The following is a 26479-nucleotide window of genomic DNA, read 5'->3' as shown; positions in this document are numbered from 1 at the left end:
CGCCGCGTGGGTGCTGCGGGTTACATCAGAACTTCACGTTCAGTGCCAGGGTGGCCGAACGACCCGGGGCGATGCTCGCGTAGTGCGACGCGTAGGCCTTGGTGAAGTAGGTCTTGTCGGTCAGGTTCTGCACGTTCAACTGCAGGCTGATGTTGTCCTGGATCGCGTAGCTGGCCATCGCATCGAAGCGGGTGTAGCTGGGGATCCACTTGGTGTTGGCCACATCACCGTACTGCTTGTCGGAGTAGTTGGCGCCGGCGCCGACGGTCAGGCCGAACGGGAAGCGGTAGGTGGTCCACAGGGTGGCGCTGTGCTTGGCGGTGTTCGGGAACACGTTGCCGTTGTACGGCGAGGGCACGTAGATGTTGGACGGGCAGGTGCGGCCGGACACGGCGCAGACGAAGCCGTTGTCCTTCAGTTCCGAATCCAGGTAGGTGTAGCCGCCGTACAGGCTCCAGGCGTCGGTCAGCTGGCCGGTGAAGCCCAGTTCCACGCCGTTGATTTCCTTCTTGCCGGCGTTCTGGCTGGTGCCGTTGTCGACGGTCACGCGCGCGTTGTCCATCACGGTGTGGAAGATCGCCGCGGTCAGGTTCAGGCGGTTGTCGAACAGGTCCCACTTGGTACCCATTTCGAGGTTCTTGGTGTCCTGCGGCTTGAGGTCGGCCACGGCCGCGCTGAGACCATCGGAACCATCGCCACCGTCCATGCCCGGCGGGGTGGAGGAGGTGCCGTAGGACAGGTAGATGCTGCCGTTGGCAGCCGGCTTGAAGACAATGCCGGCCTGGTAATTCAGGAAGTCATTGTCGTTGCGCACGCGGGTCGGCGCCTTGCCGGCCACCGGGGTGGTCAGGGTGGTGGAGAAGTCGTCGTAACGCAGGCCGACGTTGATCATCCACTGCGCGTTCAGTTCGATGGTGTCGAACAGGTAAGCGGACTTGGTCTTGGTGCGCTGCTCGACGTCCAGCGCCTTGTCGCTGCGGTACACCGCATGGGTGGCCGCCCACGGATCGTTCGGGTTCGGGTTGTCGAAGCTGGTGCAGTTGTAGCCGGTGGCCGCGCCGGTGGTGGGGCACTTGCTGCTGTTGGTCAGCGGATTGTTGGTGCCCGGGGTCATCAGGTAGCTGCCACGGGTCATCTTCTCGTCGCTGTATTCCGCGCCGGCGCTGTAGCTGTGCTTCAGTGCACCGGTCTGGAAGCTGCCGGTCAGGCTCAGCTGGTCGGCGAAGCTCTTGACGTCGACGGCGCGGCTGTTGGTACGACGCCACAAGGTGCCGTAGTTGTTCGGGTTGCCCTGGCTGTCGTCCGGCTGGGTCCACAGGTAATCGTTGCTGGTGTTGCCCAGGCGCGCGATGTTGCGCAGCTTGTGGCTGCCGAAGTCGTAGCTGCCGTCCAGCGTGCTGATGTCGGCGCGGGTGCGCTGGAAATCGCGGTCCACCAGGCCGTAGTAATTGTTGCGGTCGGGTACCATCGGGCGGCCGTCGACCCACTTCGACACCGGCGCGCCGTTCGGGTTGCCATACGGGAAGCCGCCAGCGTCGGGCAGGTCATCGCTCTGCATGTGGTAGTGGCTGGCGATCAGCTGCGCCGGGCCGTTCAGGCCGAACGCGATCGACGGCGCGATGCCCCAGCGGCTGACGTTGGCCGCGTCACGACCGGCAATGTCCGACTCGTGCTTCATCAGGTTCAGGCGTGCGGCGATGCCATCGCCCAGCACGTAGTTGGCATCCACGGTGCCGCGTGCGTAGCTGTCGGTGCCGATGCCCATGCTGGCATTGGTCTCGTTCTTCAGCTTCGGGGTCTTGCTGACCAGGTTGAGGCTGCCACCACCGGAGTCACGACCGCCGTAGGCCGAGCTCGGGCCCTTGACTACTTCCACCTGCTCCAGGTCGAACACCTCGCGGGTCTGCGAACCGACGTCGCGCAGGCCATCGACGAACATGTTGCTCTGCGAGTCGAAGCCGCGGATGAAGGGGCGGTCACCGGTCGGGTTGCCGCCTTCGCCGGCGCCGAAGGTGATGCCCGGCACCATGCGCAGCGCGTCCTGCAGGTTGGTCGCACCGGTTTCGGCGATCAGCTTCTCCGAGACGATCGAGACCGACTTCGGAGTGTCCAGCAGCGCGGCGGTGAACTTCGGCGAGGACGGGTTGAACCAGCTGCCGCGCACCTGGACCTTGTCCAGCTCGGTGGCCTTGCTGGCGCCGGCGTCGTCGGCGGCCTGCGCGGCCAGCGGCGCGAAGCCGGCGGCGAGGGTGGCGGTGGCCAGTACGGAAACGCGAGGTGCGTACTTGCGGGTCTTGATGTGGGTCATGGGTAGGTTGGCGATGGCGTGGATCGGGAATGAGCGAGAGCTGGCCAGCACGACTCAATGGCGCGACGGCGGCGGTGAGGTTCGGGCAGTGCCAGGCCATGCCTGGCGGCAGTTCAGACGAGGCGAGGCGCACGGCAATGGCCGCAGGGCGCCTCAGATGGCGTGCGGTGCCGGAGGTGCGTGGCCGGGATTCAGGCGCAGCGAGGGGTCGTGCCGCTGCCAGCGCAGGGCATCGGAGTGCCACAGTGGGACATGCGCCACCAGCGCAGCACGCGGCGGCGCAGCGCCGGTACAGGGCGTGCTGCCCTCACCGTCCAGCGGAGGTTCCGGGGCCGGCACAGCGTGGTGGGGGCATTCGTCGCTGGAAGGTGCCGGCAGCGGAGCGGCCTGGTCCATATTGTCCAGAAGCGCCTGCCAGCCGGCGTTGGTGGCGTGGCCGCCACGCCCTTCGTGCAACGCCGACCAGCCCAGCAGCAGCGTCAGCAGCGCGGCCACAAGCAGCGGCCACCCCTGACGGGCGAGCTGGCACAGCGTGGCAGTGGGCGCGGACGAAGCCATGGCGCAGGCGGTGGCGTTACGAAGATGTTACGTAGGATAACATCAACGATAATGATTCGCATGTACGGGCATGGGAGGCCGCCCGGAGCGGACCCGAAAGGCCCTGGCAGGGCCCTCAGGCCGTTCCAGTAGATCCACCCCATGGGTGGATGCCCTGGGCTTCAATCGCGGTCGTCGCGGGTCCAGATGGCGTCGTGCTCGCGCTTCACCGGAAACTTCGGCACAGCGGTATAGGCCGGCGCACACAGGGCGCGGCCATCGCGCACGTCGAAGCGCGCGCCATGCAGCACGCATTCAACGCTGCCTTCGGCGGTGTTGAACTCACCCGAGGACAGCTCGAACTCCTCGTGCGTGCACTGGTCTTCCAGCGCATACAGTTCGCCGTCGAGGTTGAACACCACGATCGGCGTGCCGGTGACTTCGTCGAAGACGCTCTTCATTTCGCCCGGCAGCAGTTCGGCGCCGGCGCAGACAAAGGTCCAGGCCTCGCTCACGCGGTGGCTCCGGCCAGCGGCTTTTCCAGGATCTCGAAGCGCAGGTCGTCGCGCTTGGGGATGCCGAAACGTTCGTCGCCATACGGGAACGGCTTCTTGATGCCGGTGCGCTGGTAACCGCGGCGCTCATAGAAGGCGATCAGTTCGTCGCGGATGTCGATCACGGTCATCTGCATCACCGGTACGTTCCATTCGCGTGCGGCGTGGGCTTCGGCCGCGTCCATCAACTGCTTGCCGACACCGCCACCCTGCTGGGCCGGGTCGACCGAGAACATGCCGAAGTAGCCCTTGCCGTCGACGTCGGCGACGTGGGCACAGGCCACGAGCTGGCCGTCGCGTTCGGCCAGCAGGACGGTCGAGCGCGGGCGGTCCAGGTCGCCATGGATGCCTTCGGCATCGACGCGGGCGCCGTCCAGCAGGTCGGCTTCGGTGGTCCAGCCGACGCGGCTGGCGTCGCCGCGGTAGGCCGAGGTGACCAGGGTGATCAGGGCGGGGATGTCGGCCGACGTGGCGGCGCGGAAGGTCAGAGTGCTCATGAGGGGCATTTTAGGTGGCGTGGGGGCAGGCGGGGAGGTTGCTGATCCGGCTGGCTTTGCCAAGTGTGTCGGATACGCCTTGTTGACACGGCCTTCATTTTGCATTCATAAATGAAACAATGCCCGCCCACCGTGTTCAAGCGTGTGGTTGTCTGCCTGAGTGGGCAACGTCCGATCTGAGCATCGACAGTGGCGCGATGTGGGCGGGGCTCTCAAGGAAGGTCGATCCAGGGAGGATCTTCATGCAAGCACGGCTCATTGCTCATCCGCGTGCGGCAAACGCCATCAAGGGCTTGTTTCTGACAGCACTGGCCTTCTGCGTACTGGCACCGGTTCCCGCCTCCGCCCAGATCGTGCCTACCTGGCGCCAGGAGTACGACAAACGCTTGAAGTACGGCGACCTGGTCGAGCCCTTGAAGGGCGAGATCTTTGGCGAGCAGGTCAACCTGTATGACGGTTCGATCAGCTTCAAGGCCACGGATATTTCGATACCGGGCAATGGCAGCTTGCCGATGACGCTGAGCCGAAGCTACAGCGACGGTGACGGCAGTAGCGAGAGCCCGTTCTCCGATTGGGGCCTGGATATTCCGTCATTGTCTGGTGTCTACGGCGACCTGCCGGAAACTGCTGCTGCCGGCTATTGGGCGCCGGCAGCACGCTGTTCGACGGTAGGCGCGCCGCCGGCGCTCGATGTCTGGAATCGCCGCAACACCCAGATCGTTACATTCAGTACCCATACGTTCTGGGACGGCGTGCGCCTCTCCCTGCCGGGGGGCGGTGGAGAGCCGGTGCTCGGCGGCAACGGCGACCCGCGCCAGCCGCAGCCGCAGTTTGGTCAGCCGGCACCTTGGAACACGAAAGGCGGATGGACCTTCAGCTGCTTGACCGCATTGAAGAGCGGTCAGCCGGGGGAGGGATTTCTTGGCCATGCACCAGATGGCACAAAGTACTACTTCGATTGGATGGTCGCCCGCTACAACACCGAAGCAACCCTGCAACCGTATGGCCCGGAAAGCAATGCGATGCTGAATCGCAAACGCGTGTTCCTGTACCCATCGCAGATTGTGGATCGCTTTGGCAACTGGGTGCGCTATGAGTGGAGCGGCAACCGGCTGCAGCGCATGGTCGCCAGTGATGGGCGCGAGATCAGCCTGGCCTACACCGCGAACGGGTTGATTGCTTCGGCCACCGCGGCAGGTCGGACATGGACCTACGGTTACACCGAAGCAAACATTCTACGTACGGTGACACTCCCGGATGGGACCCAGTGGATCTACAACCTGCCGCCGCTGTGGGTCACGCACAAGTACCCCGAGTACACAGGTCAGAACATATGGGAGTACCTGGATTACCCGGCGACGTGTTCACGCATGAACAAGATTGTGCCAACCGAAATCACGGCGACGGTCCAGCATCCTTCGGGTGCCTTGGGGACGTTCCTGTTCCGGCCGTTCCGTCATGGACGCAATAACGTCAAGCTGGATTGCCAGACTTCCGGCGACAATCAACTCATTGCAGAAGGTTGGAACTACACGCCCATCTATCGCGACGCACAATCTCTGGTGGCCAAGACCATCAGTGGTCCGGGCATGCCCACGGCGCAGTGGACCTATCAATACACCAATCTGAATGGTGCCTACGCGAAGGATCTGGGCGGTCCAGACATAGCTCCGGGCCAGGCCGAACCGAAAATCACCACCGAGACTCTGCCTGACGGCGTTGTACGTGTGTATGAATTCGGCAAGGAGGTGGCGTACAACGACGGTCTGCTGCTGTCGACCACCACGCGCTCGGGCGGCACCGTCGTGCGCATCGACCGCAACAACTACTATCCCGACGCCCAGCTTGACTCGGCGCCATTCCCGAAAGAAGCCGGCAAGGACTTCAAGTACGGTGCGAACGACCTCAAGGCACACTACAACAGGCCCGTACAGTCCACCGTGGTGGAACAGGATGGCGTGCAGTTCACCCGCACGGTCCAGGCTTTTGATGCCTTTGCACGCGAGGTGAGCGTCGTCGAGGGCAATTCAGCCGGACAGAGCCGCGCCAGCACAACCACCTACTACGACAACCTGGCGCTATGGGTGAATGGCCAGTCAGCGCGCAGCGTAGTCAATGGTGTCGAGCAGTCACGCACCGAGTTCGACACGACCAATGCGTTGCCGCTGCGCGCTTATGCCTTCGGCCGGTTGGCGCAGCAGGTGACCTACGCGGCTGATGGTACGGTGGCATCGGTTGCCGATGCCCGTGGCAACACCAGCCACCTGTCCGCGTGGAAGCGCGGTGTCCCGCAGCAGTTGCGGATGCCGGCCACGGCTGAATCTCCCAATGGGGCGACGCGCACCGTTGTGGTGGATGACAACGGCTGGATCACCTCGTTGACCGATGAAATCGGGGCAACCACCAGCTTCAGCTACGACAGCATGGGGCGCCTGCGCAGCCAGCAGTTCCCCGGTGGCGACACCGTGAGCTGGAATGCGGTCACCATGGACCTGCAGCGGTTGGGCGGGCCGCAGTTCGGCGTGCCGGCCGGCGCCTGGAAGCATTCACGAACCCAGGGCGGGCGACGGACCGATACCTATCTGGATGCCATGTTCCGCCCGGTGCTGGTCACTGAAAATGCAGACAACGCTCTCGATAGCGCAGTCGTGACCCGCTACGACACCACCGGCAAGACGGTGTTCGCGTCCTATCCGGTTCGCCAGCTTTCCGACATCAATGCGGCGTTTGATGGCACCACCACGCAGTACGACGCGCTGGGCCGACCGGTCATGGTCAGCCAGTCGTCCGAACTGGGTGCCTTGGTGACCCGCACCGAGTACGTGGGCAACCTGTCGGTGAAGGTGACCAATCCGCGCGGCCAGTCGACCACAACACGGCATCTGGCCTATGACCAGCCTAGCTACGACATGCCGCTGACGCTGCAGCACCCGGAAGGCGTAGTGACCGAGATCCAGCGCGACGCTCTCGGCAAGCCGCTGGCGATCACCCGTCGCAGCGCCGACGGCAGCCAGGCACTGACCCGCCGTTATGTCTATGACGATTACCAGCAACTCTGCAAGACCATCGAGCCGGAAACCGGGGCGACGGTGCAGGACTACGACGCCGCCGGCAATGTTCTGTGGTCGGCTGCCGGCACGGGCCTTGCCAGCAGCGCAGACTGCAACCGCAGCGAAGCACTCGCGACTGGCCGCGCCGTGCAGCGCACCTATGACGCTGCCAATCGACTGCTGGCGCTGACCTTCCCCGATGGCCGCGGCAACCAGTCCTGGTCGTATACGCCGGATGGCCTGCCCGCAGAAATCAGTACGCAGAACGATGCCGGCCGTCCGCTGGTCATCAATCGTTACCAGTACAACCATCGTCGGCTGCTCAGCAGCGAGACGCTGCAACATCCAGACTTCGGCAATCTGAGCCTGGCCTATGGCTACGATGGCAACGGCGCGCTTGCCAGCAACACCTACCCGGGCGGGCGCATCGTCAGCTATGCCCCGGACGCCCTCGGCCGCGCCACATCGGTGGGGGGCTATGCGAAGGAGGCCAGCTATTTTGCCAACGGCGCCTTGGCGCGCTTCGTATATGGCAACGGCATTGTCCATACGATGAGCCAGAATGCTCGCGGTCTTCCTGACCGAAGTCGCGATGCCACAGCTGCGGCCGCAGTGCTCGATGACAGCTACGACTACGATGCGGGTGGCAACGTGATGGCCATCTCTGATGGCTTGCCGGGTGCGCCAGGCAATCGTGACATGGCCTATGACGGGCTGGATCGACTGCGCTCGGTTACCGCGCCGGGCTTTGGCAACGCGCTGTATGAGTACGACGCACTGGACAACCTGCGCCGGGCCAAGGTCGGCAACCGGGATCGCACGCATTATTTCGATCCGACCAATCGTCTGGTCAACGTTGTCGATACTGGCAGCAGCGCGACCGTTGTCGGTCTCGGCTATGACGTGCAGGGCAATCTTTCGATCCGCAATGGCCAGACGTTTGGTTTCGACTATGGCAACCGCCTGCGTACGGTGGGAACGACGGAGGCCTATCTGTATGACGCGCATGGACGCCGGTTGAAAGCCTGGAATAGCGAGTCGGGCGTCATCTACTCGTTCTATGACAATGGCGGCGTGCTGCGCTTCCAGCGCAATGAGCGCACGGGAAAGCAGACGGACTATCTGTACCTGTCCGGCAGTCTGGTGGCGCAGGTGCACGGCGAGGCTGCACCCAGTGTTCCTGCGCTGAGCGCCCCAGGCTACATCACCCAGGGCAGCGTCAACCTGACGTGGAGCCCGGCCGGTGGCGCCAACCGCTACGAACTGCAGCGCGCCCAGGCAGGTAACTGGAGCACGATTTTCGACGGCGCGGCGCAGGCATTCACCAGCAGCGGTCTGGTCACCGGCACCTATCAGTTCCGTGTGCGCGGGTGCCGCGTGGTCTGTGGCGAGTGGAGCAACACCGCCACGGTCGCCGTCGAGCTGCCGCCGGCTGCAGTGCCTGCGCTGAGCGTACCGGCAACTGCATTCAACGGCAGCTACAGCATCAGCTGGTCGGCCTCTGCCGGCGCAGAACGCTTTGAACTGGAGGAGAGTGCCAATGGCGGAGCCTGGACGCAGGTTCAGAATACGGCGGGCCAATCCAAGGCATTCAGTGGCAAACCGGCAGGTAGCTTCAACTATCGTGTCCGTGCGTGTAATCCGGTGGGGTGTACCGGCTACAGCGGCAATGCTGCGGTGGCGGTGGTTTACCCGCCAGCCAGCGCTCCAGGCGTGTCAGCGCCGGCTCGTTCGGCACCCGGCAGCATTGGCATCGGCTGGGACGGGATTGGCGGTGCTGATCGTTACACACTTCAGGAAAGTACCAATGGCGGCGGTTGGGTGACCCTGTTCGATGGCAATGCGGGGTCCTTTGCCACGCCTGCGCGTGGAGTGGGTAGCTATGCCTACCGCGTCGCCGCCTGCAACGGCGCTGGATGCGGGCCGTGGTCGGCAACGGTGAGGGTCGCAGTGATCGGACCGCCGACGATCGAGCCGGTGATCAGCGCGCCGGGCCTGGTGAATGTGCCGCAGTACAGCTTCAGCTGGTCAGTACCCGCCAATAGTGAGAGCTTCCTGCTAGAGGAGAGTGCAAACGGCGGTGGATGGACGCTGGTGCATAACGGTGGTGCGAATAGTTTCGGTGCCAACCGTGGCAAAGGCAGCTACGCCTATCGCGTGCGTGCCTGCAACTTCGTGGGATGTAGCCCTTATTCTGGCATCGTGACTATTGTCGTCGCACTTCCTCCCGGGACGCCTTACTTCTATCTGGCCGAATGGCTGACCACGCGCAAACCGCCCTATCAGGTGCAGTGCTCGGTGGGTTGGAACCAGGTGGCCGATGCCACCGAGTTCCAGCTTGAGAGCGGCGGCGGCGGTAAGCGTTTGTATACGGGGCCAAAGGCTTATGTGAGCGCCAACGGAGGTGCTTACTGCGCTGGTGACTATCGTGTGCGCGCCTGCAATGCAGGCGGCTGTTCGCCATGGTCAGCCGACCATCCCGTCACGCAAGGCGTACTGAACTGGGATTGAGCTATGAATGGAATCACTTCTTTACTGATTCGCGCAGCGCTTCTTGTAGTGACGACACTGGCCGGTGCTACTCCGGCTGCGGCCCAGGAAGTGGTGGAATACATCCACACCGACGCACTGGGCTCACCGGTGGCGATCACCGATGCCAGCGGAAATGTCATCGAGCGTACGGTATATGAACCGTATGGTGCGGTGGTCAATCGGCCGTTGAAGGATGGACCTGGGTACACCGGGCATGTGACGGACTCGGGTACCGGGCTGAGTTACATGCAGCAGCGGTATTATGACCAGAGTATGGGTATTTTCTTCGGTGTGGATCCTGTATCTGCGCTAGCGGATCCAGTGGCCGCATTCGGGCGCTACAAATATACTTCGAACAATCCTTATAGATACATTGATCCGGATGGGAGGTCGGAAAAGGTTACCGGATCCCAGATTCGAGGTGGGCGGGGGTTTGCAGGCGCTAGATTGGCAATTCTGAGGACTTCAGTTCGTAGTCCTCTGGATAATAAGGATGAAGCGGGGGTCAATCAAAAAATATCTGGAAAAGTTGAAGGGGCTGGTGGCAGGGAGCGTCGTGGAAGTGAGGCGCGTAGCGCCATTAAACTTGTAGGCGTAGTTGATGCTATAAAAGCTCGGTTGGCAGCAGATGAGGCAATGGAATCTGCGAGAAAGAGTGGGCTTTCCGGGATGTCTCATGGAAGAGGAGACGCGATGCGGCATTGCACTTGGAGCTGCCAAATGGCTCGCGATATCGGCGAGGAGAATGCCCGGCTGATTGGGGATAATCATGAGTTGTGGGGTGCTGATTCGCCAGGTGGGCGGCAAATGGATCTGAATAACAATGCGATTGGTAGGGATTTGTCTTCTATGTCTGGAGCGTGTTCCGCTAACTGCTTGGAAGCTGCGAAAAATGACGCTCTTGAGGTGTATTATGGCAAGTGATAATATTTCACGGCACTGTAAATCTCTTTGTGTGATGTTTTTCTTGGGTTTTTTATTGTTGGTTGTGTCGGGTTGTAGTTGGCTGGAGAGCTCGAAGGTTACTGTGATGAATGTTGGGCCTGGTTCTATAGATGATGTGAAATTGGAAGTTGGTGGTTACGTCATCCAGGTGGGCGAGATTGGCGCTGGTGGGAGTAGGGTTGTTACTCCAAAAGTGAGTGGAGATTCTTCATTGAGGATTTCTTACGCCGAGGGTGATGCGCTGGTGGTTTGTGATGGAGATGTGTATTTCACCAATAATCTTGCTGTAAGAGTGGAGGTTGCTATCGGGGGGGGCGTTTGCCGCGTCTTGGAAGATTTGGATTGAATTGCTTGATGGTCTTACTGAAATCACATCTGCATGTGTCGCGGTCGAAATTTGACCTGTGCATAATGATGAATTGCAACTAATGCGGAATCCGCAAGCTGCAGCTTGCCTATGGTCTAACGATGCGCTAGATATTATTCGGCTGGTTTGATGTAGGGCTCCGACTGTGGCTTGGGATGCCTGGATCTCTACGTCGTCAGAGCGGCTGGGACCACACCTCTGTGCGCGATTCGGGTACTCGACGTGCTCGATCAGGTGGATGCCTGAGGACGATGAAGAAGGCCCGCAGGCGTCGCGGTTTTATTGGCTGAGCAATGGGTGCTTCATGCGCGATTGTCAAGGACGGATCTGATCGATGATGGCGAGGATGTTGTTCGTCTCGGACCCCATCCCGAAGGCCTCCTTGCGCTGTTGAACCCGTGTACCGCTGCGAAGGCGCTGCGTTAAATCCGTTCGGGTGGAGGGGTATCTCGGGGTGAGTCGGGGACTCTTTGTATTGAGCTCAAGCGAAGAGTCGTTCGAGGCTGGAGTGACGGACGAGACTGGGGTTCGAATCCGAGGGCCAGTAGATCTACAGCGCCGCGTGTTTGATCAGCATGCGTATTCGTGGGTGTCCGTAGCCGGGGCGTTCAGGCTGAGAAAAAAAGGATGAGTCGACTGACGATCTACTTCTCGGCGAAATCCATGCTCCGCTTGATGTCCGATCTCTGCGGATCCCCGGGCCAGTGCCACGTGCCGCTTTCGAGGAATTGGCGCTGGATCTGGAAGACTTGAAGTGACTGCAGGGTTGTGAAATGGCCATTGGATGAATACTGTCCATGAGCCTGCAGGAATGCGAGCGCTTGTACTTTTTCATGCTTGAAGGGCATGCGCTGATCGGGTGGACACGCAACCGCCGCCCGGGGGCTAATATGGTCGCATGGACTGCGGCTTGCGAGACCAGGATCCTCCCCGGCCTACTGCCGCGGCAGACGTCACCGGATTGATCGCGGAGGTCGTGGCGCTGCACAGTGCCAGATCGGGCAGCTGACGTTTGCGGTCTTGGGGCTGCAGCTCGGCATAGTCAGCCGAAAAAAAGTACGCCACGGTCTCCCGTGGCGTACGTATCTTTCCAGCGGTTACTGAAGCCTTACCCCAGCAACTTCCGCACCTTCGTCAACGCGGTCATGAATCGCTCGATCTCTTCATGCGTGTTGTAGAACGCCAGCGACGCACGGCAGGTTGCCGCCACGCCGTAGTACTGCAGCAGCGGATGCGCGCAGTGCTGGCCCGAGCGCACGGCCACACCTTCCAGATCCAGCAGGGTAGCCAGATCGTGCGCATGCGCGCCGTCGATCAGGAATGACACCACCGCCGCCTTTTCCGGTGCCTCGCCGATGATGCGCAGGCCATCGACCCGGCGCAGCTCTTCGGTGAAGTGCGCCAGCAGCTCGGCTTCGCGCGCTTCCACGTGGTCCAGGCCGACGTTCTGCAGATAGTCGGCCGCCACGCCCAGGCCGATGAAACCGGCGATGTTCGGGGTGCCGGCTTCGAACTTGTGCGGGGCGTCGTTGAACACGGTGCCGTCGAAGCTGACTTCCTTGATCATCTCGCCGCCGCCCAGGAACGGCGGCATCGCGTCCAGATGCTCGCGACGCGCCCACAGCGCACCGGTGCCGGTCGGGCCGCACATCTTGTGGCCGGTGATGGCGTAGAAGTCGCAGCCGATCGCGGTGACATCGACCTTGCGGTGCGGGGCGGCCTGCGAGCCGTCGACCACGGTGACGATGCCGCGCTTGCGCGCTTCGCGGCAGATCTCGCGCACCGGGTTGATGGTGCCGAGCACGTTGGAAACATGGGCCACGGCCAGCAGCTTGACCTCGGGGGTCATCGCCGCGCGCAGTGCGTCCAGGTCCAGCGCGCCGTCGGGGGTGATCTCGGCCACGCGGATGGTCGCGCCGGTGCGCTGGGCGACCAGCTGCCACGGCACGATGTTGGCGTGGTGTTCCATGCGCGACACCAGGATCACGTCGCCGGCCTTCAGCCGGGGCAGGGCCCACGAGTAGGCAACCAGATTGATCGCGAAGGTGGTGCCGCTGCACAGCACCAGGTCGTTGCTGCGCACGTTGAGGAAACGGGCCAGCTTGTTGCGAGCCCCTTCGTAGGCGTCGGTGGCCTCGGTACCCAGCGCATGCACGGCACGGCTGACGTTGGCGTTGTAGCGGCGGTAGAACTCGTCCACCGCGCCGATCACCTGCACCGGCTTCTGGCCGGTGTTTGCGTTGTCGAAATAGACCAGCGGCTTGCCGTGCACTTCGCGCATCAGCAGCGGGAAGTCCAGGCGCACGCGCGCCCAGTCGGGGGCGTCGGCGGGTGCTTCTATCGGTCGCGGGGTGGACAGGTTCATGCCACGCCCGCCTCAGCCAGGGCCTTGTCCAGCCGGCGTGCCAGCTGTTCGCGCAGCGCTTCGGGCAGCACCCTCAGCGGCTCGTGGCAGAACGCGGCGCTCAGCAGCGCCTGCGCCTGGGCCTGCGGCAGGCCGCGCGAGCGCAGGTAGAACAGCGCGTTGGCGTCGAGCTGGCCGACGGTGGCACCGTGTGCGGCCTTCACTTCGTCGGCGTCGATCACCAGCGTCGGCTGGGTATCGATCTCGGCGTCGGCCGACAGCAGCAGGTTCTTGTTGGACAGGTTGGCGTCGGTGCCATCGGCACCGGCACGGATCTGGATGCCGCCATGGAACACCACGCGGCTGCGGTTGGCGGCCACGCCACGCCACTGCAGCTCGGCGCTGGTGTCGCGGGCGATGTGGTCGATGCCCAGGCGGGTATCGACGTGGCGGCGACCGTTGCCGAGCAGCACGCCATTGGCGGTCAGCTGGGCGTTGTCGCCTTCCAGGCGCACGTTCAGTTCATGGCGGCTGAGCGCGGCACCCAGCTCCAGGTCCACGCGGTGGTACTGCGCGTCCTTGGCCAGCACCGCGTCGGTACGCAGGAAGCTGGTCTGGCGCGCGCTGCCGGCATGCACGCGGGCGTGCTTGAGCACCGCATCGCGGGCGACGTGGGCGTGCAGTACCGTGTTGTCCAGATGCGCCGAATCACCGACGCTGAAGCGGTGCTCGACCACGCCCAGGCTGGCGCCGGCACGCAGTTCGATCAGGTGGCGGTGGTGCCAGGCCAGATCGGTGTCGCCGGCCACGCTGGCGAATACCAGCTGCAGCGGCACCTCGACCTGCACGCCGTCGTCCACGCGCAGCACCACGCCTTCATCGGCGAGGGCGGCGTTGAGGCGGGCGAACACATCGTCGCTGCGATCGTAGCGGCGGCCGAGGAAGCGCACGGCGTCCTCGCCAGCGGCCAGTGCAGAAGACAACGTTTCCAGCTGCACGCCGGCCGGCAGGCCCTGCACGTCGCTCAGCGCGTCGTTGAGGCGGCCATTGACGAACACCAGGCGCGGTGCGGGGATGTCCTCCAGCGCGGCGGCATCCAGCAGCGCCGGGGCCAACGGTGCGGCGGCGAAGCTGCGACGCTCCAGCTGGCGCAGCGAGGTGTACTTCCAGGTTTCGCTGCGTGCGCCGGGCAGGCCGTCGCGCAGCACGCTGTCGAGCACTTCGCGGCGCGCATCGCTGCCGCAGAAGGCCTGGGCCATGGAGTCGAGCAGGGCGCTCATCAGACCGCCGCCTCGGGCACGACCCGGTCCTTCAGGAAGTCATAGCCGTGCGCTTCCAGTTCCAGCGCCAGTTCCGGGCCGCCGCTCTTGACGATGCGGCCATCGGCCAGCACGTGCACGACGTCCGGCTTGATGTAGTCCAGCAGGCGCTGGTAGTGGGTGATGACCAGGAACGAGCGGTCGGCGCTGCGCAGCGCGTTGACGCCGTCGGCCACGCTCTTCAGTGCATCGATGTCCAGGCCCGAATCGGTTTCGTCCAGGATCGCCAGCTTCGGCTCGAGCACGGCCAGCTGGAAGATCTCGTTGCGCTTCTTCTCGCCACCGGAGAAGCCTTCGTTGACGCCACGGTGCAGCAGTTCGTCCTTCAGGTGCAGCACGGCCAGCTTCTGCCGCACCAGCTTGAGGAACTGCATGGAATCGAGCTCTTCCTCGCCGCGCGCCTTGCGCTGTGCATTCAGCGCGGCGCGCAGGAAGTAGGTGTTGTTCACGCCGGGGATTTCCACCGGGTACTGGAACGCCAGGAACAGGCCGGCAGCGGCGCGCGCTTCCGGGTCCTGGTCGAGCAGGTCGACGCCTTCGAACTGCACGCTGCCTTCGCTGACCTCATAGCCGTCGCGGCCAGCCAGGACATTGCCCAGGGTGGACTTGCCGGCGCCGTTGGGGCCCATGATGGCGTGCACCTGGCCGGGCTTCACTTCCAGGGACAGGCCCTTGAGGATTTCCTTGTCGCCGATGCGGGCGTGGAGGTTTTCGATCTTCAGCATGGTGGGGGTTTCCGTGGTGCGGGCCGGGGGCCCGCCGGTAAAGAGAATGCGTTGTGCGAGGGCAGGGTGGGCGATCAGCCCACCGAACCTTCCAGCGAGACTTCCAGCAGCTTCTTGGCTTCCACCGCGAATTCCATCGGCAGTTCGCGGAACACCTGCTTGCAGAAGCCATCGACGATCATCGACACCGCGTCTTCCTGGCTGATGCCACGGGCGCGGCAGTAGAACAGCTGGTCGTCGGAGATCTTCGAGGTGGTGGCCTCGTGCTCGACGGTGGCGCCGGGGTTCTTCACCTCGATGTAGGGGAAGGTGTGGGCGCCGCACTGCTTGCCGATCAGCAGCGAATCGCACTGGGTGTAGTTGCGCGCGCCGTCTGCGTTGCGGTCCACCTTGACCAGGCCGCGATAGGTGTTCTGGCCGCGGCCGGCGCTGATGCCCTTGCTGATGATCTTGCTCTTGGTGCGCTTGCCGACGTGGATCATCTTGGTGCCGGTGTCGGCCTGCTGGCGATGGTGGGTCAGTGCCACCGAGTGGAACTCACCGACCGAGTCGTCGCCCAGCAGCACGCAGGACGGGTACTTCCAGGTGATCGCCGAGCCGGTCTCGACCTGGGTCCAGGTGACCTTGCTGCGCGCGCCACGGCATTCGGCACGCTTGGTGACGAAGTTGTAGATGCCGCCGACGCCGTTCTCATCGCCCGGGTACCAGTTCTGCACGGTGGAGTACTTGATCTCCGCATCGTCCAGCGTCACCAGCTCGACCACCGCCGCATGCAGCTGGTTCTCATCGCGCATCGGCGCGGTGCAGCCTTCCAGGTAGGACACGTACGCCTTCTCTTCGCAGATGATCAGCGTGCGCTCGAACTGGCCGGTGTGGCCGGCGTTGATGCGGAAGTAGGTGCTCAGTTCCATCGGGCAACGCACGCCCTTGGGAATGAACACGAAGCTGCCATCGGAGAACACCGCAGAATTGAGCGCGGCGAAGTAGTTGTCGCCCACCGGCACCACGGTGCCCAGATACTGTTTGACCAGTTCCGGGTGCTCCTTGATGGCTTCGGACATCGAGCAGAACACGATGCCCTTTTCGGCCAGTTCCTTGCGGAAGGTGGTACCGACGGACACCGAGTCGAACACCGCGTCCACCGCTACGCCGGCCAGCTTGGCGCGCTCGTGCAGCGGCACGCCCAGCTTGTCGTAGGTGTCCAGCAGTTCCTTGGGCACGTCATCCAGCGAGGCGTACTTCGGGCCCTTCGGCGCGGAGTAGTAGCTGAGCGCCTGCAGGTCGATCGGGGCGATCTGCAGCTTGGCCCAGTTCGGCATCGGCATGGTCAGGAAGTGGCGGTAGGCGTCCAGGCGCCACTGCGTCATCCATTCCGGCTCTTCCTTCTTGGCCGACAGGGCGCGGATGGTGTCCTCGTCCAGGCCGGCGGGAAGGGAGTCCGACTCGATGTCCGTGATGAAGCCGGCCGAATACTTGCGGCCGAGCTGCTCATGGATCTCGCGGTTGGGGGTGTCGTCGCTGGCGACGGTTTCGATGGTTTCGGTGGCCATGGGGGGCTGCCTACGGATCAGGAGACGACGTCGACAGCGATGGTGCGGCGCTGTTCTTCGTCGACAAGGGGAAGAGGGGGCAGGATCTGCGCCAGGCTGACATCGCGCAGGGCCTCGGAGACCACGTCGTTGATCAGCCGCCAGCTGCTGCGCGCGCCGCACTTGGGCGCCATGCCGCATTGGTGGTGGTCGTGGCTGCACTCGGTCAGGGCCAACGGCCCTTCCATGGCTTCAACCACTTCAAACAGCGAGATCTCAATTGATGGGCGGGTCAGCCGGTAGCCGCCGCGGACGCCGCGCAGGCCTTCGACCAGGCCGGCCTGGGCCAGTGGCTTGAGCACCTTGCTGACGGTGGGCGGCTCCAGACCGGTGAATTCGGCCAGCTCGGTGGCACTGAGCACCTCGCCCGGACGGGCGGCGAGTACGGTCAGTACGACGGTGGCGTAATCGGTGAGCTTGGTGACGCGCAACATGGGATGCGAGTGGTTCTTAAAGCGGACTGAAATTGTACGCTTTTATTCGCCGGCATCCAACCCGGCCATTCAGCGGGCGCTTGGGCCCGGCCGGAGGGCAGTCGCCCAGGGCCGCCATCGGGGCGACATGCTGCGGCATGGGGGTGATTTTCGCAATCACCCGGAATGGGCGAGAATCAACGTTCCTTCCGCTGCAAACGTCTCTTGCCGATGCCCAAGAAGATCCAAGCCCGCAAGTCCGCCATCCACGGCAACGGTGTGTTTTCCGTGGCCCCGATCAAGCAGGGCGAGCGCGTGATCCAGTACAAGGGCCTGCTGCGCAGCCACGGCGATGTCGATGCCGATGACAGTGGCGACGTGGAAAGCGGCCATACCTTCCTGTTCACCCTCAACGACGACTGGGTGATCGATGCCAACTACAAGGGCAACGACGCGCGCTGGATCAACCACAGCTGCGACCCGAACTGCGAGGCGGTGATCGAGGAAGACGAAGACGGTGACAGCCGCGGCGACAAGGTCTTCATCGAGGCGCTGCGCGATATCAAGGCGGGCGAAGAGTTGACCTACAACTACGGCATCACCCTGGCCGAGCGCCACACGGCCAAGCTGAAGAAGATCTGGGAGTGCCGCTGTGGCTCGCCCAAGTGCACCGGCACGATGCTGCAGCCCAAGCGCTGATCCGGTAGCGCCGGGCCATGCCCGGCGAGCGCGGAGCGCGGGCGGAACCAGAAGCCGCCGGGCTCGGCCCGGCGCTATCCGGGCGATTCTCCACCTGCCGTGCACGTGAGGGTCACCGCCGTTCAAGGGCCACTCGGCCACCCTGTGCGCTCCCCCCTATCTGGAGCACGACATGGCACAGCGTCTACGCGGCAAACAGATCGCCATCCTCGCCACGCATGGTTTCGAGCAGTCCGAACTGATCGAACCCAAGCACCTGCTGGAAGCCGAGGGCGCGCGCGTGAGCGTGGTGTCGCCGGCCAAGGAGGCGAGCATCAAGGGCTGGAAGGACAAGGACTGGGGCGATTCGGTCGCCGTGGATCAACCACTGGATGGCGCCGACGCCGGCCACTTCGATGCGCTGGTGCTGCCCGGTGGCGTGATCAATCCGGACACCCTGCGCACCAATGAAGCAGTACTGGATTTCATCCGCAGCATGGCCGGTGCCGGCAAGCCGGTGGCGGCGATCTGCCATGGCCCCTGGCTGCTGATCAACAGCGGGCTGGCGGAGGGACACGAGGTCACCTCGTGGCCGTCGCTGCAGCAGGACCTGGCCAATGCCGGCGCTCGCTGGCGCGACGCGGAAGTGGTGGTGGACGGCAACCTGATCACCAGCCGCAAGCCCGATGACATTCCAGCCTTCAGCGAGGCGGTGGTGAAAGCGCTGGCGGCGTGATGCTGTGATGCGGTAGCGCCGGGCCAGGCCCGGCGAGCGCGAAGCGCGGAAATGACAGAAGCCGCCGGGCATGGCCCGGCGCTACCGTATTTGGCGGGGGCTTATTTGCCGAGGAAGCCCGCCGGCACCAGGTCACCCAGGTTCTGGTTGAAGGTCACCACCAGCTTGCCGTTCTTCACCTGCGCCGACTGCACCTGCAGGGCGCCGAGCAGTCCGGCCACGGCCGGGTCCAGCTTGTAGATCGGTTCGCGCTGGGCGTAGTCGCTCAGCCATGCGTTCAGCAGGCCACGGGTCCGTGAATCGAGACGGCCACCCTGGTTGGCCGGGGTGAAGTCATCCACGCTCGGCTGCTGCAGGTGGAAGCCCTGGGTCTGCGCGTCATAGCGCAGGCCACTACTGAGCTTCACCGTACCCAGCTTGGCCGGGTTGCCGCCGGCGGTGGCCAATGCCACGTCCATGCCCAGGTTCAAGCGCTCGCCTGCCGGCAGGCTCAGCTGCGGGTGGCTCATGGTCAGCGCGATCAGGCCGCCCAGCGCGTCCTGCGTGCGCGGGAAGCTGCCGTCCAGATACTGCTGCACGTCGCTGGCGCCAACCGCCAGTTCACGACCGGAGATCGAAGGGGCGGCCTGCGCACCGATCGCGGCAGCAATCAGCACGGTCGAGGCGGCTAGGCGGGGCATCAGGGAACGCAGGCGCATGGCGGTGACCGGAAGAAGGATCCAAGAGGCCTACAGAGTAGCTTTGCCCGCTGAATCGCGGGTACACACGGTTGCAACGGTTCAGTCCAGCGTTGGTTGAAGGCTGGCCGACTGGATCTGCCAGCTGCGGCCATCGGCGCTGGGCTGCACGCGGTACCAGCCGTGGTAGCGGAAGGTGCCGTTGGCGGTCACCGCGCGGATCTTCACTGGCACCTCCAGCAGGCGTGGTGGCTGCCCACCGTCGCGGGGCAACGCTACGTCACTGTCCAGGCGCAGGTTGCGCACGTCGGGCAGCAGGCGCAGCACGGCATCGTCGGCACGGCGCGGGTCGGCGGGGGCATAGGCCCAGGCCGCATTGCTGCGCGATGTGTTGCGGTTGAGCAGATCCAGCATGTAGCGGTTGAGCATCGCTGCGGGCGTTTCGCTGCCGTTGGCAACGGCGCCATACAGCGGATCGATGGCGATCGCATCGACGGTAGCGGCCTGCGGTGCCGCTTTCGTCGTTGGCACTGATGGCGTTGTGGAGGTGCTCGCGTCGCGCCCCGTGTCATCGGCCGGGGGCGCCGGGTTGGAACACCCCGCCACAAGCAACGGGATCAACAAGGAAATAAAGCCGCGCATGTCTGCCTCCTCCCCGAGGCGACCTGGAAGGCGGCAGTGTAGCGGCCGGGGGCCGCTCAGCGCGAAGTGGTCAGCGCGAAGAGGGAAGCTGTTCCAGCGCGTCCAGCGCCGGCAGGACCTGCGCGGCGACCGCTGCCAGTGCATGGCCGTCGGTGTCGGCATGGCGCTGCACGATGTCACGCAGCAGCTGGGTGGCCACCACCAGGGTGGCACGTTCGTCACCGCTCAGGCCTGCCGTGCGCGGGGCCGATTCCAGCAGGCGCATCAGGTCGCGGCTGGCGCGGTGCTCCAGTTCGATGGTGCAGCGCCCGGTGCACTGGTGCCCGTCCTTTTCGATCGGGGTCACCGAGATCCGGTAGCGGGTGGAAGGGCTGGCCATGGGGGTGCTCGCGCTGGTGGGGAGGAATGGCACCACCATAGGCAAGGCGTTGGCCGGCGGCGATGGCCGGCGCTGCACGCAGTGTTCCACCCGGTTCGTTCCTGCGCTGGAAAAACAGCGGCGCGGCCATGGGCGGCGGGCCTGTGCGGGAGATTGCGCAGGCGCGGGAAACGCTGTGTTGCGGGGCTCAGTGGACGGCATCCACGCATGGCGTGGATCTACTGCAGAGCGAGCGCGGAGGCGGGGCAAAAAAAACGGGACGGCCAAGGCCGTCCCGTCAGGTATCCGCTGCAGGGCACGCGCTTAGAGCGCAGCGTCCTTGAGCTTCTTCAGCGGGCGAACCTTGAGCTTGGTGGTGGCCGGCTTGGCGGCGAACCACTGCTCTTCCTTGGTGAACGGGTTGATGCCCTTGCGCTTCGGCTTGGCCGGCACATTGACGGTGGTGATCTTCAGCAGGCCCGGCAGGGTGAACGAGCCGGCGCCCTTCTTGTGCACCGAGGAAGCGACAGCGCCTTCCAGCGAGGCCAGCACAGCGCGGACGTCCTTGGCGACAACGCCGGAGACTTCAGCGATGTGTGCAACCAGGCCCGACTTGGTCAGCACTTCCTTGATCGGCTTCGGAGCGGCCGGCTTGGCGGCTGCCTTCGTCGCGACTTTCTTCACTGCCTTCTTCGGGGCAGCCTTCTTAGCGGTCTTTGCCATGGTTTCCTGTTCCGTGAACGGTTGGTTGTTTGGTCGGCGCCGAACCCCGTCGGCAAGCGCAATGTAGGGCAACTCTTGGGCGCCGCCAATAGCCTGGAGTGCTGAAAGTGCATGTTTTTTCATATCCAGGCCGATTCAGTACATGGCCGGCAGTAGGGGGAGCGGATGCGGTGGTGCGCTGCACCGCAACGTCGGTGATTTCGCCTGGATGGGCGAAATGACTGAAAACAAGGGGAAAATCGCCAGATTGCTGGCGAAGAAGTGTCCAGTCGCTGGCTCGGGACAGGCGCGCCGCATGCGGCGGGGCGACGCAGGGCTAACGCGGCGCGTGCCAGGGTATCGGTTCATCACAGCCGCAACGGAGCAGGACATGGGAATCTCGCGACACGCTACCGCGCATTGGGAAGGCGACCTGAAGTCGGGCAAGGGCCAGTTGAGCACGCCGCAGAGTGGTCTTCTGGACAAGACCCGCTACGGCTTCAACAGCCGTTTCGGTGATGAAAAGGGCACCAACCCCGAAGAGCTGATCGCTGCCGCGCACGCCGGTTGTTTCACCATGGCGCTGTCGGCCAAGCTCGGCGAAGCAGGCTTTACCCCGACCTCGCTGGATACCGAAGCCAAGGTCGATCTGTCGATGGAAGGCGGCCCGCAGCTGTCGCAGATCCGGCTGAAAGTGAAGGCGGTGGTGCCGGGCATCGAGGCAACGCAGTTCCGCGCGATCGCTGATGACGCCAAGCAGAACTGCCCGGTTTCCAAGGCGCTGAGCGCGGTGCCGATCAGCCTGGAAGCCGAACTGGGCTGAGTGGCGGTAGCGCCGGGCCATGCCCGGCGAGCGCAGCGGAGAGTCGCCGGGCATGGCCCGGCGCCACCACGCCCTACGGATCACCAATCGATGGTGCCGGAAATCACCGTCTGCACCTGGCCGCCGGACCAGACCTCGCCCTCTTCATCGACCAGCAGCGTCAGCCGCGCATCGTGGCCGACTTCGCGTCCCTGGCTGACGTCGAAGGGCTGGCGGCCGCGCGGAAGGGCGTCGCGCAGGTCCAGCCAGGCCGCCAGTACAGCGTTGGCCGCGCCAGAAGCGGCATCCTCGAAGCGGCGCCCACTGCCGACGAAAGCGCGCACGGCCAGGTCGTAACCTTCGCTGCCATCGACAAAGGCATAGGCGAACACGCCCATGCTGTCGGTCGATTCAGCCAGCGTGGCGATCGCATCCCAGTCCGGGTGCAGGGCGCGCAACGCTGCCTCATCCGCGACCTCTACGACCCACCAGCTGCGGCCACCCTGCATGCGGGCCGGCGGCAGCGAACCCAGCGGCCAGGTGCGCAATGCGGCCTGCAGGCGTGGGTCATCGGTGGCGGCGATCTCGGCCAGCTGCGCACGGGGCGTGCGGATGGCGATGCGCTGCTGTGCGCCTTCGCCGGTTACGCGCAGCGGCAGTGCACCGGCGATGCCGTCCTGAACCAGTAGCCCGTCGACCGGCATGGCCAGGCCCGCCTGCAGCACCGCGTGGGCGGTGCCGACGCTCGGATGGCCGGCGAACGGCACTTCCTTCTGCGGACTGAACATGCGCAGCCGATAGCTGGTGCCGGCCGTCTGTGCCGGGAACACAAACGTCGTTTCGGGCAGGCGGGTCCAGCGGGCGATGGCCTGCATCGTCGCATCGTCCAGGCCTTCGGCATCGAGCACGACGGCCAGCGGATTGCCGGCGCCCGGGCGCGGGGAAAACACATCCAGCTGCAGGAAGCGGCGGGTGGTCATCGGGCAGGAACTCCAGGAAACAGGCGGCATAGGGTAACGCGGGGCCATGCCCCGCGAGCGTGCAGCGCGGCAGGCCGCCGGGCGTGGCCCGGCGCTACCAGGTGATGTTGCCGTCTATCACCAGCTGCACCTGGCCGCCGATCCACACCGTGTCCTGCGCATCCACAGTGACCTGGACGCGGCCGTCGCGGCCGACCTCGCGGCCCTGGCTGGCCACATAGGTCCGGTTCTCGCCGGGTAGGGCATCTCGCTGCCGAAGCCAGGCGCCGATCAGCGCGTTGGCGCTGCCGGTCACCGGGTCTTCCGGCACGTTGGGCGCATCGGCGGGGCAGAACGCGCGCACCACCAGGTGGTGCCCGCTATCGGCTTCGAGCGCGAACACGGCGATGCCGAGCGCGTTGGTGGCAATGCTCCAGTCGCGCAGGGCCGCCATGTCCGCTGCCAGCGTGCGTACGGCCTCGGCGTCGCGCAGCGGCAGCAGCCACCAGCGCGGGCCGTTGTCCCACAGCTCGGCGCGCTGGCCCTCGGCGGCAGCAGCGTGCAGGGCATCAGGAATGCCGTCTGGCACTGCCGGCAGCGACCGTGCCGCTGGGCTCGCCAGGTGGATGGTAGGCGCGTTGGCCGGCCCGGTGACCTGCACCGGCAGCAGGCCGGCCGCGCACTGCTGCAGCAGGGCCCCGTCGCGTGGCTGCACCAGGCCGCAGGTGACCGCAGCCCAGGCGGCGCCCACGCTGGGGTGCCCGGCGAAGGGCAGCTCGCTGGCAGGGGTGAAGATGCGCACGTGGTAGTCGGCGCCGGCAGCGGTGGGGCGAAGGAAGAACACGGTCTCGGACAGGTTCAGCCAAGCGGCCAGAGCCTGCATGCGGTCGGTGGACAGTCCATCCGCGTCGAACACGACGCCGAGCGGGTTGCCGGTACCGGGCTGGTGGGCGAAGACATCGAGCTGCAGGTAGCGGTAGGCGGTCATTGACGGGTGTATTGGGCTTAGAATCGAAGGTTCCGCCCCCAAGGGCGGCTTCCCCACATTACACATAGCCTATCCATGTCAGCTTCCCCCCTTGTCGATCGTTGGATCGTACTGAAGTTCGGCGGCACTTCGGTGTCGCGTCGCCACCGCTGGGACACGATCGGGAAGCTGGCGAAAAAACGGGCCGAAGAGACCGGTTCGCGCGTTCTGGTGGTGGTTTCGGCGCTGTCCGGGGTCACCAATGAACTGACCGCGATTGCCGATGGCGCGCCGGACAGCCGCGATCGCGTGGCGGCGCTGGTCGAACGCCACCAGGCCTTCCTGGACGAGCTGGGCCTGGGCGCGGACGTGCTGGCCGAGCGGCTGGCCGCGCTGCAGGGCCTGCTGGACGACCCGCGTGCGCCCAGCCGACCTCTGGACTGGCAGGCCGAAGTGCTCGGCCAGGGTGAACTGCTGTCTTCCAGCCTGGGCGCGGCCTACCTGCGTGCCAGCGGCCTGGATTTCGGCTGGATGGATGCGCGCCAGTGGCTGGACGCGCTGCCGCCGCAGCCGAACCAGAGCGACTGGTCGCAGCGCCTGTCGGTGAACTGCCAGTGGCGTGCCGATGCGGAATGGGCGCAGCGCTTCCGCGCGCAGCCCACGCGCCTGCTGATCACCCAGGGGTTCATCTCCCGTCACGCCGACGGTGGCACTGCCATCCTCGGCCGCGGCGGCTCGGATACCTCGGCGGCGTACTTCGGTGCGCTGCTCGGCGCCAGCCGCGTGGAGATCTGGACCGATGTGCCAGGCATGTTCAGCGCCAATCCCAAGGACGTGCCGGACGCGCGTCTACTGACCCGCCTGGACTATTACGAAGCGCAGGAAATCGCCACCACCGGCGCCAAGGTGCTGCACCCGCGCTCGATCAAGCCGTGCCGCGATGCGGGCGTGCCGATGGCGATCCTCGATACCGAGCGTCCTGAACTGCCGGGTACCAGCATCGACGGCAATGCCGCGCCGGTGCCCGGAGTGAAGGCGATCAGCCGCCGCAACGGCATCGTGCTGGTGTCGATGGAAGGCATCGGCATGTGGCAGCAGGTCGGCTTCCTCGCCGATGTATTCGGCCTGTTCAAGAAGCACGGCCTGTCGGTGGACCTGATCGGTTCGGCCGAGACCAACGTCACCGTATCGCTGGATCCGTCCGAGAACCTGGTCAACACCGATGTGCTGGCCGCGCTGTCGGCCGACCTGTCGCAGATCTGCAAGGTCAAGGTGATCGTGCCGTGCGCGGCGATCACCCTGGTCGGCCTGGGCATGCGCTCGCTGCTGCACAAGCTGTCGGACGTGTGGGCGACCTTCGGTCGTGAGCGCGTGCACATGATCTCGCAGTCGTCCAACGACCTGAACCTGACCTTCGTCATCGACGAAGCCGATGCCGATGGCCTGCTGCCGATCCTGCACGCCGAACTGATCGACAGCGGCGCGATGCCGGTGGAGGAGACCGAAGTGTTCGGCCCGCGCTGGCGTGAAATCGCCGGCACCGTGCGTCCGCGTGGTACGCCGTGGTGGCGCGGCCAGCGTGCGCACCTGCTGCAGCTGGCCGATGCCGGCACCCCGCGCTACGTCTACCACCTGCCGACGGTACGGGCGCGTGCCCGCGCGCTGGCGGCGATCAAGCCGATCGACCAGCGTTACTACGCGATCAAGGCCAACAGCCATCCGGCCATCCTGCAGTTGCTGGAGGCCGAAGGTTTCGGCCTGGAGTGCGTGTCGCACGGTGAGCTGAAGCATGTGTTCCAGGCCATTCCGGAACTGTCGCCCAAGCGCGTGCTGTTCACCCCCAGCTTCTGCCCGCGCAGCGAGTACGAAGCGGCGTTCGCGCTGGGCGTGACCGTCACTGTCGACAACGTCGAAGCCCTGCAACGCTGGCCGGACCTGTTCCGCAACCGCGAACTGTGGCTGCGCGTGGACCTGGGCCGTGGCGAAGGCCACCACGCCAAGGTCCGCACCGGTGGCAAGGAATCCAAGTTCGGCCTGCCGATCGCGCGCGTGGACGAGTTCGTGCGCGCGGCCACCGAGCTGGGCACCCGCGTGGTCGGCCTGCATGCGCACCTTGGCAGCGGCGTGGAAACCGCCCAGCACTGGCGCCTGATGTGCGATGAGCTGGCAGGCTTCGCGCGCCGCATCGGCAGCGTGCACACCATCGACATCGGTGGTGGCCTGCCGATCCCGTACAGCGAGGAAGACGAGCCGTTCGACCTGGATGCCTGGGCCGAGGGCCTGGCCGAGGTCAAGGCGCTGCATCCGGCGTTCCGCTTGGCGATCGAGCCGGGCCGCTTCCTGGTGGCCGAATCGGGCGTGCTGCTGACCCACGCCACCCAGGTGGTGGAGAAGGATGGCGTGCGCCGCGTCGGCCTGGATGCCGGCATGAACACGCTGATGCGCCCGGCCCTGTACGACGCCTGGCACGACATCGAGAACCTCAGCCGCCAGGGCGGTTACGCCGAGGCGGCGTTCGATGTGGTCGGCCCGATCTGCGAATCCAGCGATGTGTTCGGCAAGCGCCGCAAGCTGCCGGTGTCGACCGCGCCGGACGATGTGATGCTGATCGCCGACGCCGGTGCCTACGGCTATGTGATGTCCAACACCTACAACCAGCGGGCGATGCCGCGCGAAGACGTGATCGAATGATCGCCGCCTTCCGCGCCCTGCACCCGCCCACCGACACGTCCCGCGCCTGCGCGCGGGCACGTGCCTGACCGTGCTTGAACTGGATTC

Annotated in this window: 22 protein-coding genes; 7 read left to right on the top strand and 15 right to left on the bottom strand. The window is 64.9% G+C overall.

Annotation, left to right across the window (positions count from 1 at the left end):
- Positions 1–25: 25 nt before the first annotated feature.
- The 4 genes from K5K93_RS07500 to K5K93_RS07485 form a co-directional block, all read right to left on the bottom strand.
- A complete protein-coding gene (locus K5K93_RS07500) occupies positions 26–2308 on the bottom strand; it encodes a TonB-dependent siderophore receptor (RefSeq protein WP_222390420.1) in 2283 nt (760 codons plus the stop codon).
- Between the two features lie 153 nt (positions 2309–2461).
- Positions 2462–2866 (bottom strand): hypothetical protein, encoded by a 405-nt coding sequence (locus K5K93_RS07495; RefSeq protein WP_222390419.1) that lies wholly within the window; start codon positions 2864–2866, stop codon positions 2462–2464.
- Between the two features lie 161 nt (positions 2867–3027).
- Positions 3028–3360 carry a non-heme iron oxygenase ferredoxin subunit gene (locus K5K93_RS07490; protein ID WP_025873985.1) on the bottom strand — a complete coding sequence of 111 codons (333 nt, stop codon included), beginning with the start codon at positions 3358–3360 and terminating at the stop codon, positions 3028–3030.
- Positions 3357–3896 (bottom strand): GNAT family N-acetyltransferase, encoded by a 540-nt coding sequence (locus tag K5K93_RS07485; protein WP_222390417.1) that lies wholly within the window; start codon positions 3894–3896, stop codon positions 3357–3359. Before K5K93_RS07485 ends, K5K93_RS07490 begins: the two co-directional genes overlap by 4 nt.
- A 242-nt stretch (positions 3897–4138) precedes the next feature.
- Here K5K93_RS07485 and K5K93_RS07480 point away from each other — a divergent pair, with 242 nt between their 5' ends.
- From K5K93_RS07480 to K5K93_RS07470, 3 genes are read left to right on the top strand one after another with little or no spacing between them, the layout of a single operon-like run.
- Positions 4139–9457, top strand: coding sequence for an RHS repeat domain-containing protein (locus tag K5K93_RS07480; protein ID WP_222390416.1), 5319 nt, complete (start codon positions 4139–4141; stop codon positions 9455–9457).
- 3 nt (positions 9458–9460) lie between these two features.
- Complete coding sequence (locus K5K93_RS07475; RefSeq protein WP_222390415.1) at positions 9461–10402, top strand: RHS repeat-associated core domain-containing protein; 942 nt, start codon at positions 9461–9463, stop codon at positions 10400–10402.
- On the top strand, positions 10392–10769 hold the full coding sequence (locus tag K5K93_RS07470) for a hypothetical protein (RefSeq protein WP_222390414.1): 378 nt from the start codon (positions 10392–10394) through the stop codon (positions 10767–10769). The genes K5K93_RS07475 and K5K93_RS07470 overlap by 11 nt, the downstream gene beginning before the upstream one ends.
- A 1129-nt stretch (positions 10770–11898) precedes the next feature.
- Here the strand turns inward: K5K93_RS07470 and K5K93_RS07465 are convergent.
- The 5 genes from K5K93_RS07465 to K5K93_RS07445 all read right to left on the bottom strand — a co-directional run bounded on the left by K5K93_RS07465 (position 11899) and on the right by K5K93_RS07445 (position 17201).
- Positions 11899–13155: a cysteine desulfurase gene (locus tag K5K93_RS07465; RefSeq protein WP_100435925.1), complete on the bottom strand. Its 1257-nt coding sequence runs from the start codon at positions 13153–13155 to the stop codon at positions 11899–11901.
- Positions 13152–14414 (bottom strand): Fe-S cluster assembly protein SufD, encoded by a 1263-nt coding sequence (gene sufD / locus K5K93_RS07460; protein WP_222390413.1) that lies wholly within the window; start codon positions 14412–14414, stop codon positions 13152–13154. Before sufD ends, K5K93_RS07465 begins: the two co-directional genes overlap by 4 nt.
- The gene (gene sufC, locus K5K93_RS07455) at positions 14414–15178 is read right to left on the bottom strand and encodes a Fe-S cluster assembly ATPase SufC (RefSeq protein ID WP_025873980.1); all 765 of its coding nucleotides are present in this window, start codon (positions 15176–15178) and stop codon (positions 14414–14416) included. The genes sufD and sufC overlap by 1 nt, the downstream gene beginning before the upstream one ends.
- Before the next feature lie 74 nt (positions 15179–15252).
- Complete coding sequence (gene sufB / locus K5K93_RS07450) at positions 15253–16728, bottom strand: Fe-S cluster assembly protein SufB (RefSeq protein WP_025873979.1); 1476 nt, start codon at positions 16726–16728, stop codon at positions 15253–15255.
- Positions 16729–16745: 17 nt separating this feature from the next.
- Positions 16746–17201 carry an SUF system Fe-S cluster assembly regulator gene (locus tag K5K93_RS07445; RefSeq protein WP_025873978.1) on the bottom strand — a complete coding sequence of 152 codons (456 nt, stop codon included), beginning with the start codon at positions 17199–17201 and terminating at the stop codon, positions 16746–16748.
- Between the two features lie 210 nt (positions 17202–17411).
- Here K5K93_RS07445 and K5K93_RS07440 point away from each other — a divergent pair, with 210 nt between their 5' ends.
- Both K5K93_RS07440 and K5K93_RS07435 read left to right on the top strand, forming a co-directional pair.
- Complete coding sequence (locus tag K5K93_RS07440) at positions 17412–17879, top strand: SET domain-containing protein-lysine N-methyltransferase (protein WP_010483549.1); 468 nt, start codon at positions 17412–17414, stop codon at positions 17877–17879.
- A gap of 172 nt (positions 17880–18051) precedes the next feature.
- Positions 18052–18594: a type 1 glutamine amidotransferase domain-containing protein gene (locus tag K5K93_RS07435; RefSeq protein ID WP_093817570.1), complete on the top strand. Its 543-nt coding sequence runs from the start codon at positions 18052–18054 to the stop codon at positions 18592–18594.
- 101 nt (positions 18595–18695) lie between these two features.
- Here the strand turns inward: K5K93_RS07435 and K5K93_RS07430 are convergent, their stop codons facing one another.
- The 4 genes from K5K93_RS07430 to K5K93_RS07415 form a co-directional block, all read right to left on the bottom strand.
- Entirely contained in the window at positions 18696–19292 is a 597-nt protein-coding gene (locus K5K93_RS07430) for a DUF1439 domain-containing protein (protein ID WP_222390412.1), read from the bottom strand.
- Between the two features lie 81 nt (positions 19293–19373).
- Positions 19374–19802, bottom strand: a complete 429-nt coding sequence (locus tag K5K93_RS07425; RefSeq protein WP_314819810.1) for a hypothetical protein — start codon at positions 19800–19802, stop codon at positions 19374–19376.
- Between the two features lie 181 nt (positions 19803–19983).
- The gene (locus K5K93_RS07420) at positions 19984–20292 is read right to left on the bottom strand and encodes a DUF3861 family protein (protein WP_025873974.1); all 309 of its coding nucleotides are present in this window, start codon (positions 20290–20292) and stop codon (positions 19984–19986) included.
- Between the two features lie 303 nt (positions 20293–20595).
- On the bottom strand, positions 20596–20994 hold the full coding sequence (locus K5K93_RS07415) for an HU family DNA-binding protein (RefSeq protein WP_025873973.1): 399 nt from the start codon (positions 20992–20994) through the stop codon (positions 20596–20598).
- Between the two features lie 370 nt (positions 20995–21364).
- On the opposite strand from K5K93_RS07415, the gene K5K93_RS07410 reads away from it, so the two are divergent.
- A complete protein-coding gene (locus K5K93_RS07410) occupies positions 21365–21796 on the top strand; it encodes an OsmC family protein (RefSeq protein ID WP_025873972.1) in 432 nt (143 codons plus the stop codon).
- A gap of 80 nt (positions 21797–21876) precedes the next feature.
- On the opposite strand, the gene K5K93_RS07405 is transcribed toward K5K93_RS07410, so the two are convergent.
- Entirely contained in the window at positions 21877–22755 is an 879-nt protein-coding gene (locus tag K5K93_RS07405) for a PhzF family phenazine biosynthesis protein (protein ID WP_222390409.1), read from the bottom strand.
- A gap of 94 nt (positions 22756–22849) precedes the next feature.
- Complete coding sequence (locus K5K93_RS07400; RefSeq protein ID WP_222390408.1) at positions 22850–23722, bottom strand: PhzF family phenazine biosynthesis protein; 873 nt, start codon at positions 23720–23722, stop codon at positions 22850–22852.
- Positions 23723–23797: 75 nt separating this feature from the next.
- On the opposite strand from K5K93_RS07400, the gene K5K93_RS07395 reads away from it, so the two are divergent.
- On the top strand, positions 23798–26392 hold the full coding sequence (locus K5K93_RS07395; RefSeq protein WP_093817574.1) for a bifunctional aspartate kinase/diaminopimelate decarboxylase: 2595 nt from the start codon (positions 23798–23800) through the stop codon (positions 26390–26392).
- Positions 26393–26479 lie beyond the last annotated feature (87 nt).

This window comes from Stenotrophomonas sp. DR822, assembly GCF_019793815.1.
Classification (GTDB): domain Bacteria; phylum Pseudomonadota; class Gammaproteobacteria; order Xanthomonadales; family Xanthomonadaceae; genus Stenotrophomonas; species Stenotrophomonas indicatrix.
Note: the sequence above shows the minus strand (reverse complement) of the source record. Positions and strands in the feature narration are given on the sequence as shown.

Coding starts and splice junctions, on each gene's coding strand:
- K5K93_RS07430 (WP_222390412.1), bottom strand. CDS start 19,292: ATGCGCCTGCGTTCCCTGATGCCCCGCCTAGCCGCCTCGACCGTGCTG.
- K5K93_RS07465 (WP_100435925.1), bottom strand. CDS start 13,155: ATGAACCTGTCCACCCCGCGACCGATAGAAGCACCCGCCGACGCCCCC.
- sufC (WP_025873980.1), bottom strand. CDS start 15,178: ATGCTGAAGATCGAAAACCTCCACGCCCGCATCGGCGACAAGGAAATC.
- K5K93_RS07400 (WP_222390408.1), bottom strand. CDS start 23,722: ATGACCGCCTACCGCTACCTGCAGCTCGATGTCTTCGCCCACCAGCCC.
- K5K93_RS07395 (WP_093817574.1), top strand. CDS start 23,798: ATGTCAGCTTCCCCCCTTGTCGATCGTTGGATCGTACTGAAGTTCGGC.
- K5K93_RS07440 (WP_010483549.1), top strand. CDS start 17,412: ATGCCCAAGAAGATCCAAGCCCGCAAGTCCGCCATCCACGGCAACGGT.
- sufD (WP_222390413.1), bottom strand. CDS start 14,414: ATGAGCGCCCTGCTCGACTCCATGGCCCAGGCCTTCTGCGGCAGCGAT.
- K5K93_RS07485 (WP_222390417.1), bottom strand. CDS start 3,896: ATGAGCACTCTGACCTTCCGCGCCGCCACGTCGGCCGACATCCCCGCC.
- K5K93_RS07475 (WP_222390415.1), top strand. CDS start 9,461: ATGAATGGAATCACTTCTTTACTGATTCGCGCAGCGCTTCTTGTAGTG.
- K5K93_RS07405 (WP_222390409.1), bottom strand. CDS start 22,755: ATGACCACCCGCCGCTTCCTGCAGCTGGATGTGTTTTCCCCGCGCCCG.
- K5K93_RS07470 (WP_222390414.1), top strand. CDS start 10,392: ATGGCAAGTGATAATATTTCACGGCACTGTAAATCTCTTTGTGTGATG.
- K5K93_RS07500 (WP_222390420.1), bottom strand. CDS start 2,308: ATGACCCACATCAAGACCCGCAAGTACGCACCTCGCGTTTCCGTACTG.
- K5K93_RS07495 (WP_222390419.1), bottom strand. CDS start 2,866: ATGGCTTCGTCCGCGCCCACTGCCACGCTGTGCCAGCTCGCCCGTCAG.
- K5K93_RS07435 (WP_093817570.1), top strand. CDS start 18,052: ATGGCACAGCGTCTACGCGGCAAACAGATCGCCATCCTCGCCACGCAT.
- K5K93_RS07415 (WP_025873973.1), bottom strand. CDS start 20,994: ATGGCAAAGACCGCTAAGAAGGCTGCCCCGAAGAAGGCAGTGAAGAAA.
- K5K93_RS07420 (WP_025873974.1), bottom strand. CDS start 20,292: ATGGCCAGCCCTTCCACCCGCTACCGGATCTCGGTGACCCCGATCGAA.
- sufB (WP_025873979.1), bottom strand. CDS start 16,728: ATGGCCACCGAAACCATCGAAACCGTCGCCAGCGACGACACCCCCAAC.
- K5K93_RS07445 (WP_025873978.1), bottom strand. CDS start 17,201: ATGTTGCGCGTCACCAAGCTCACCGATTACGCCACCGTCGTACTGACC.
- K5K93_RS07480 (WP_222390416.1), top strand. CDS start 4,139: ATGCAAGCACGGCTCATTGCTCATCCGCGTGCGGCAAACGCCATCAAG.
- K5K93_RS07410 (WP_025873972.1), top strand. CDS start 21,365: ATGGGAATCTCGCGACACGCTACCGCGCATTGGGAAGGCGACCTGAAG.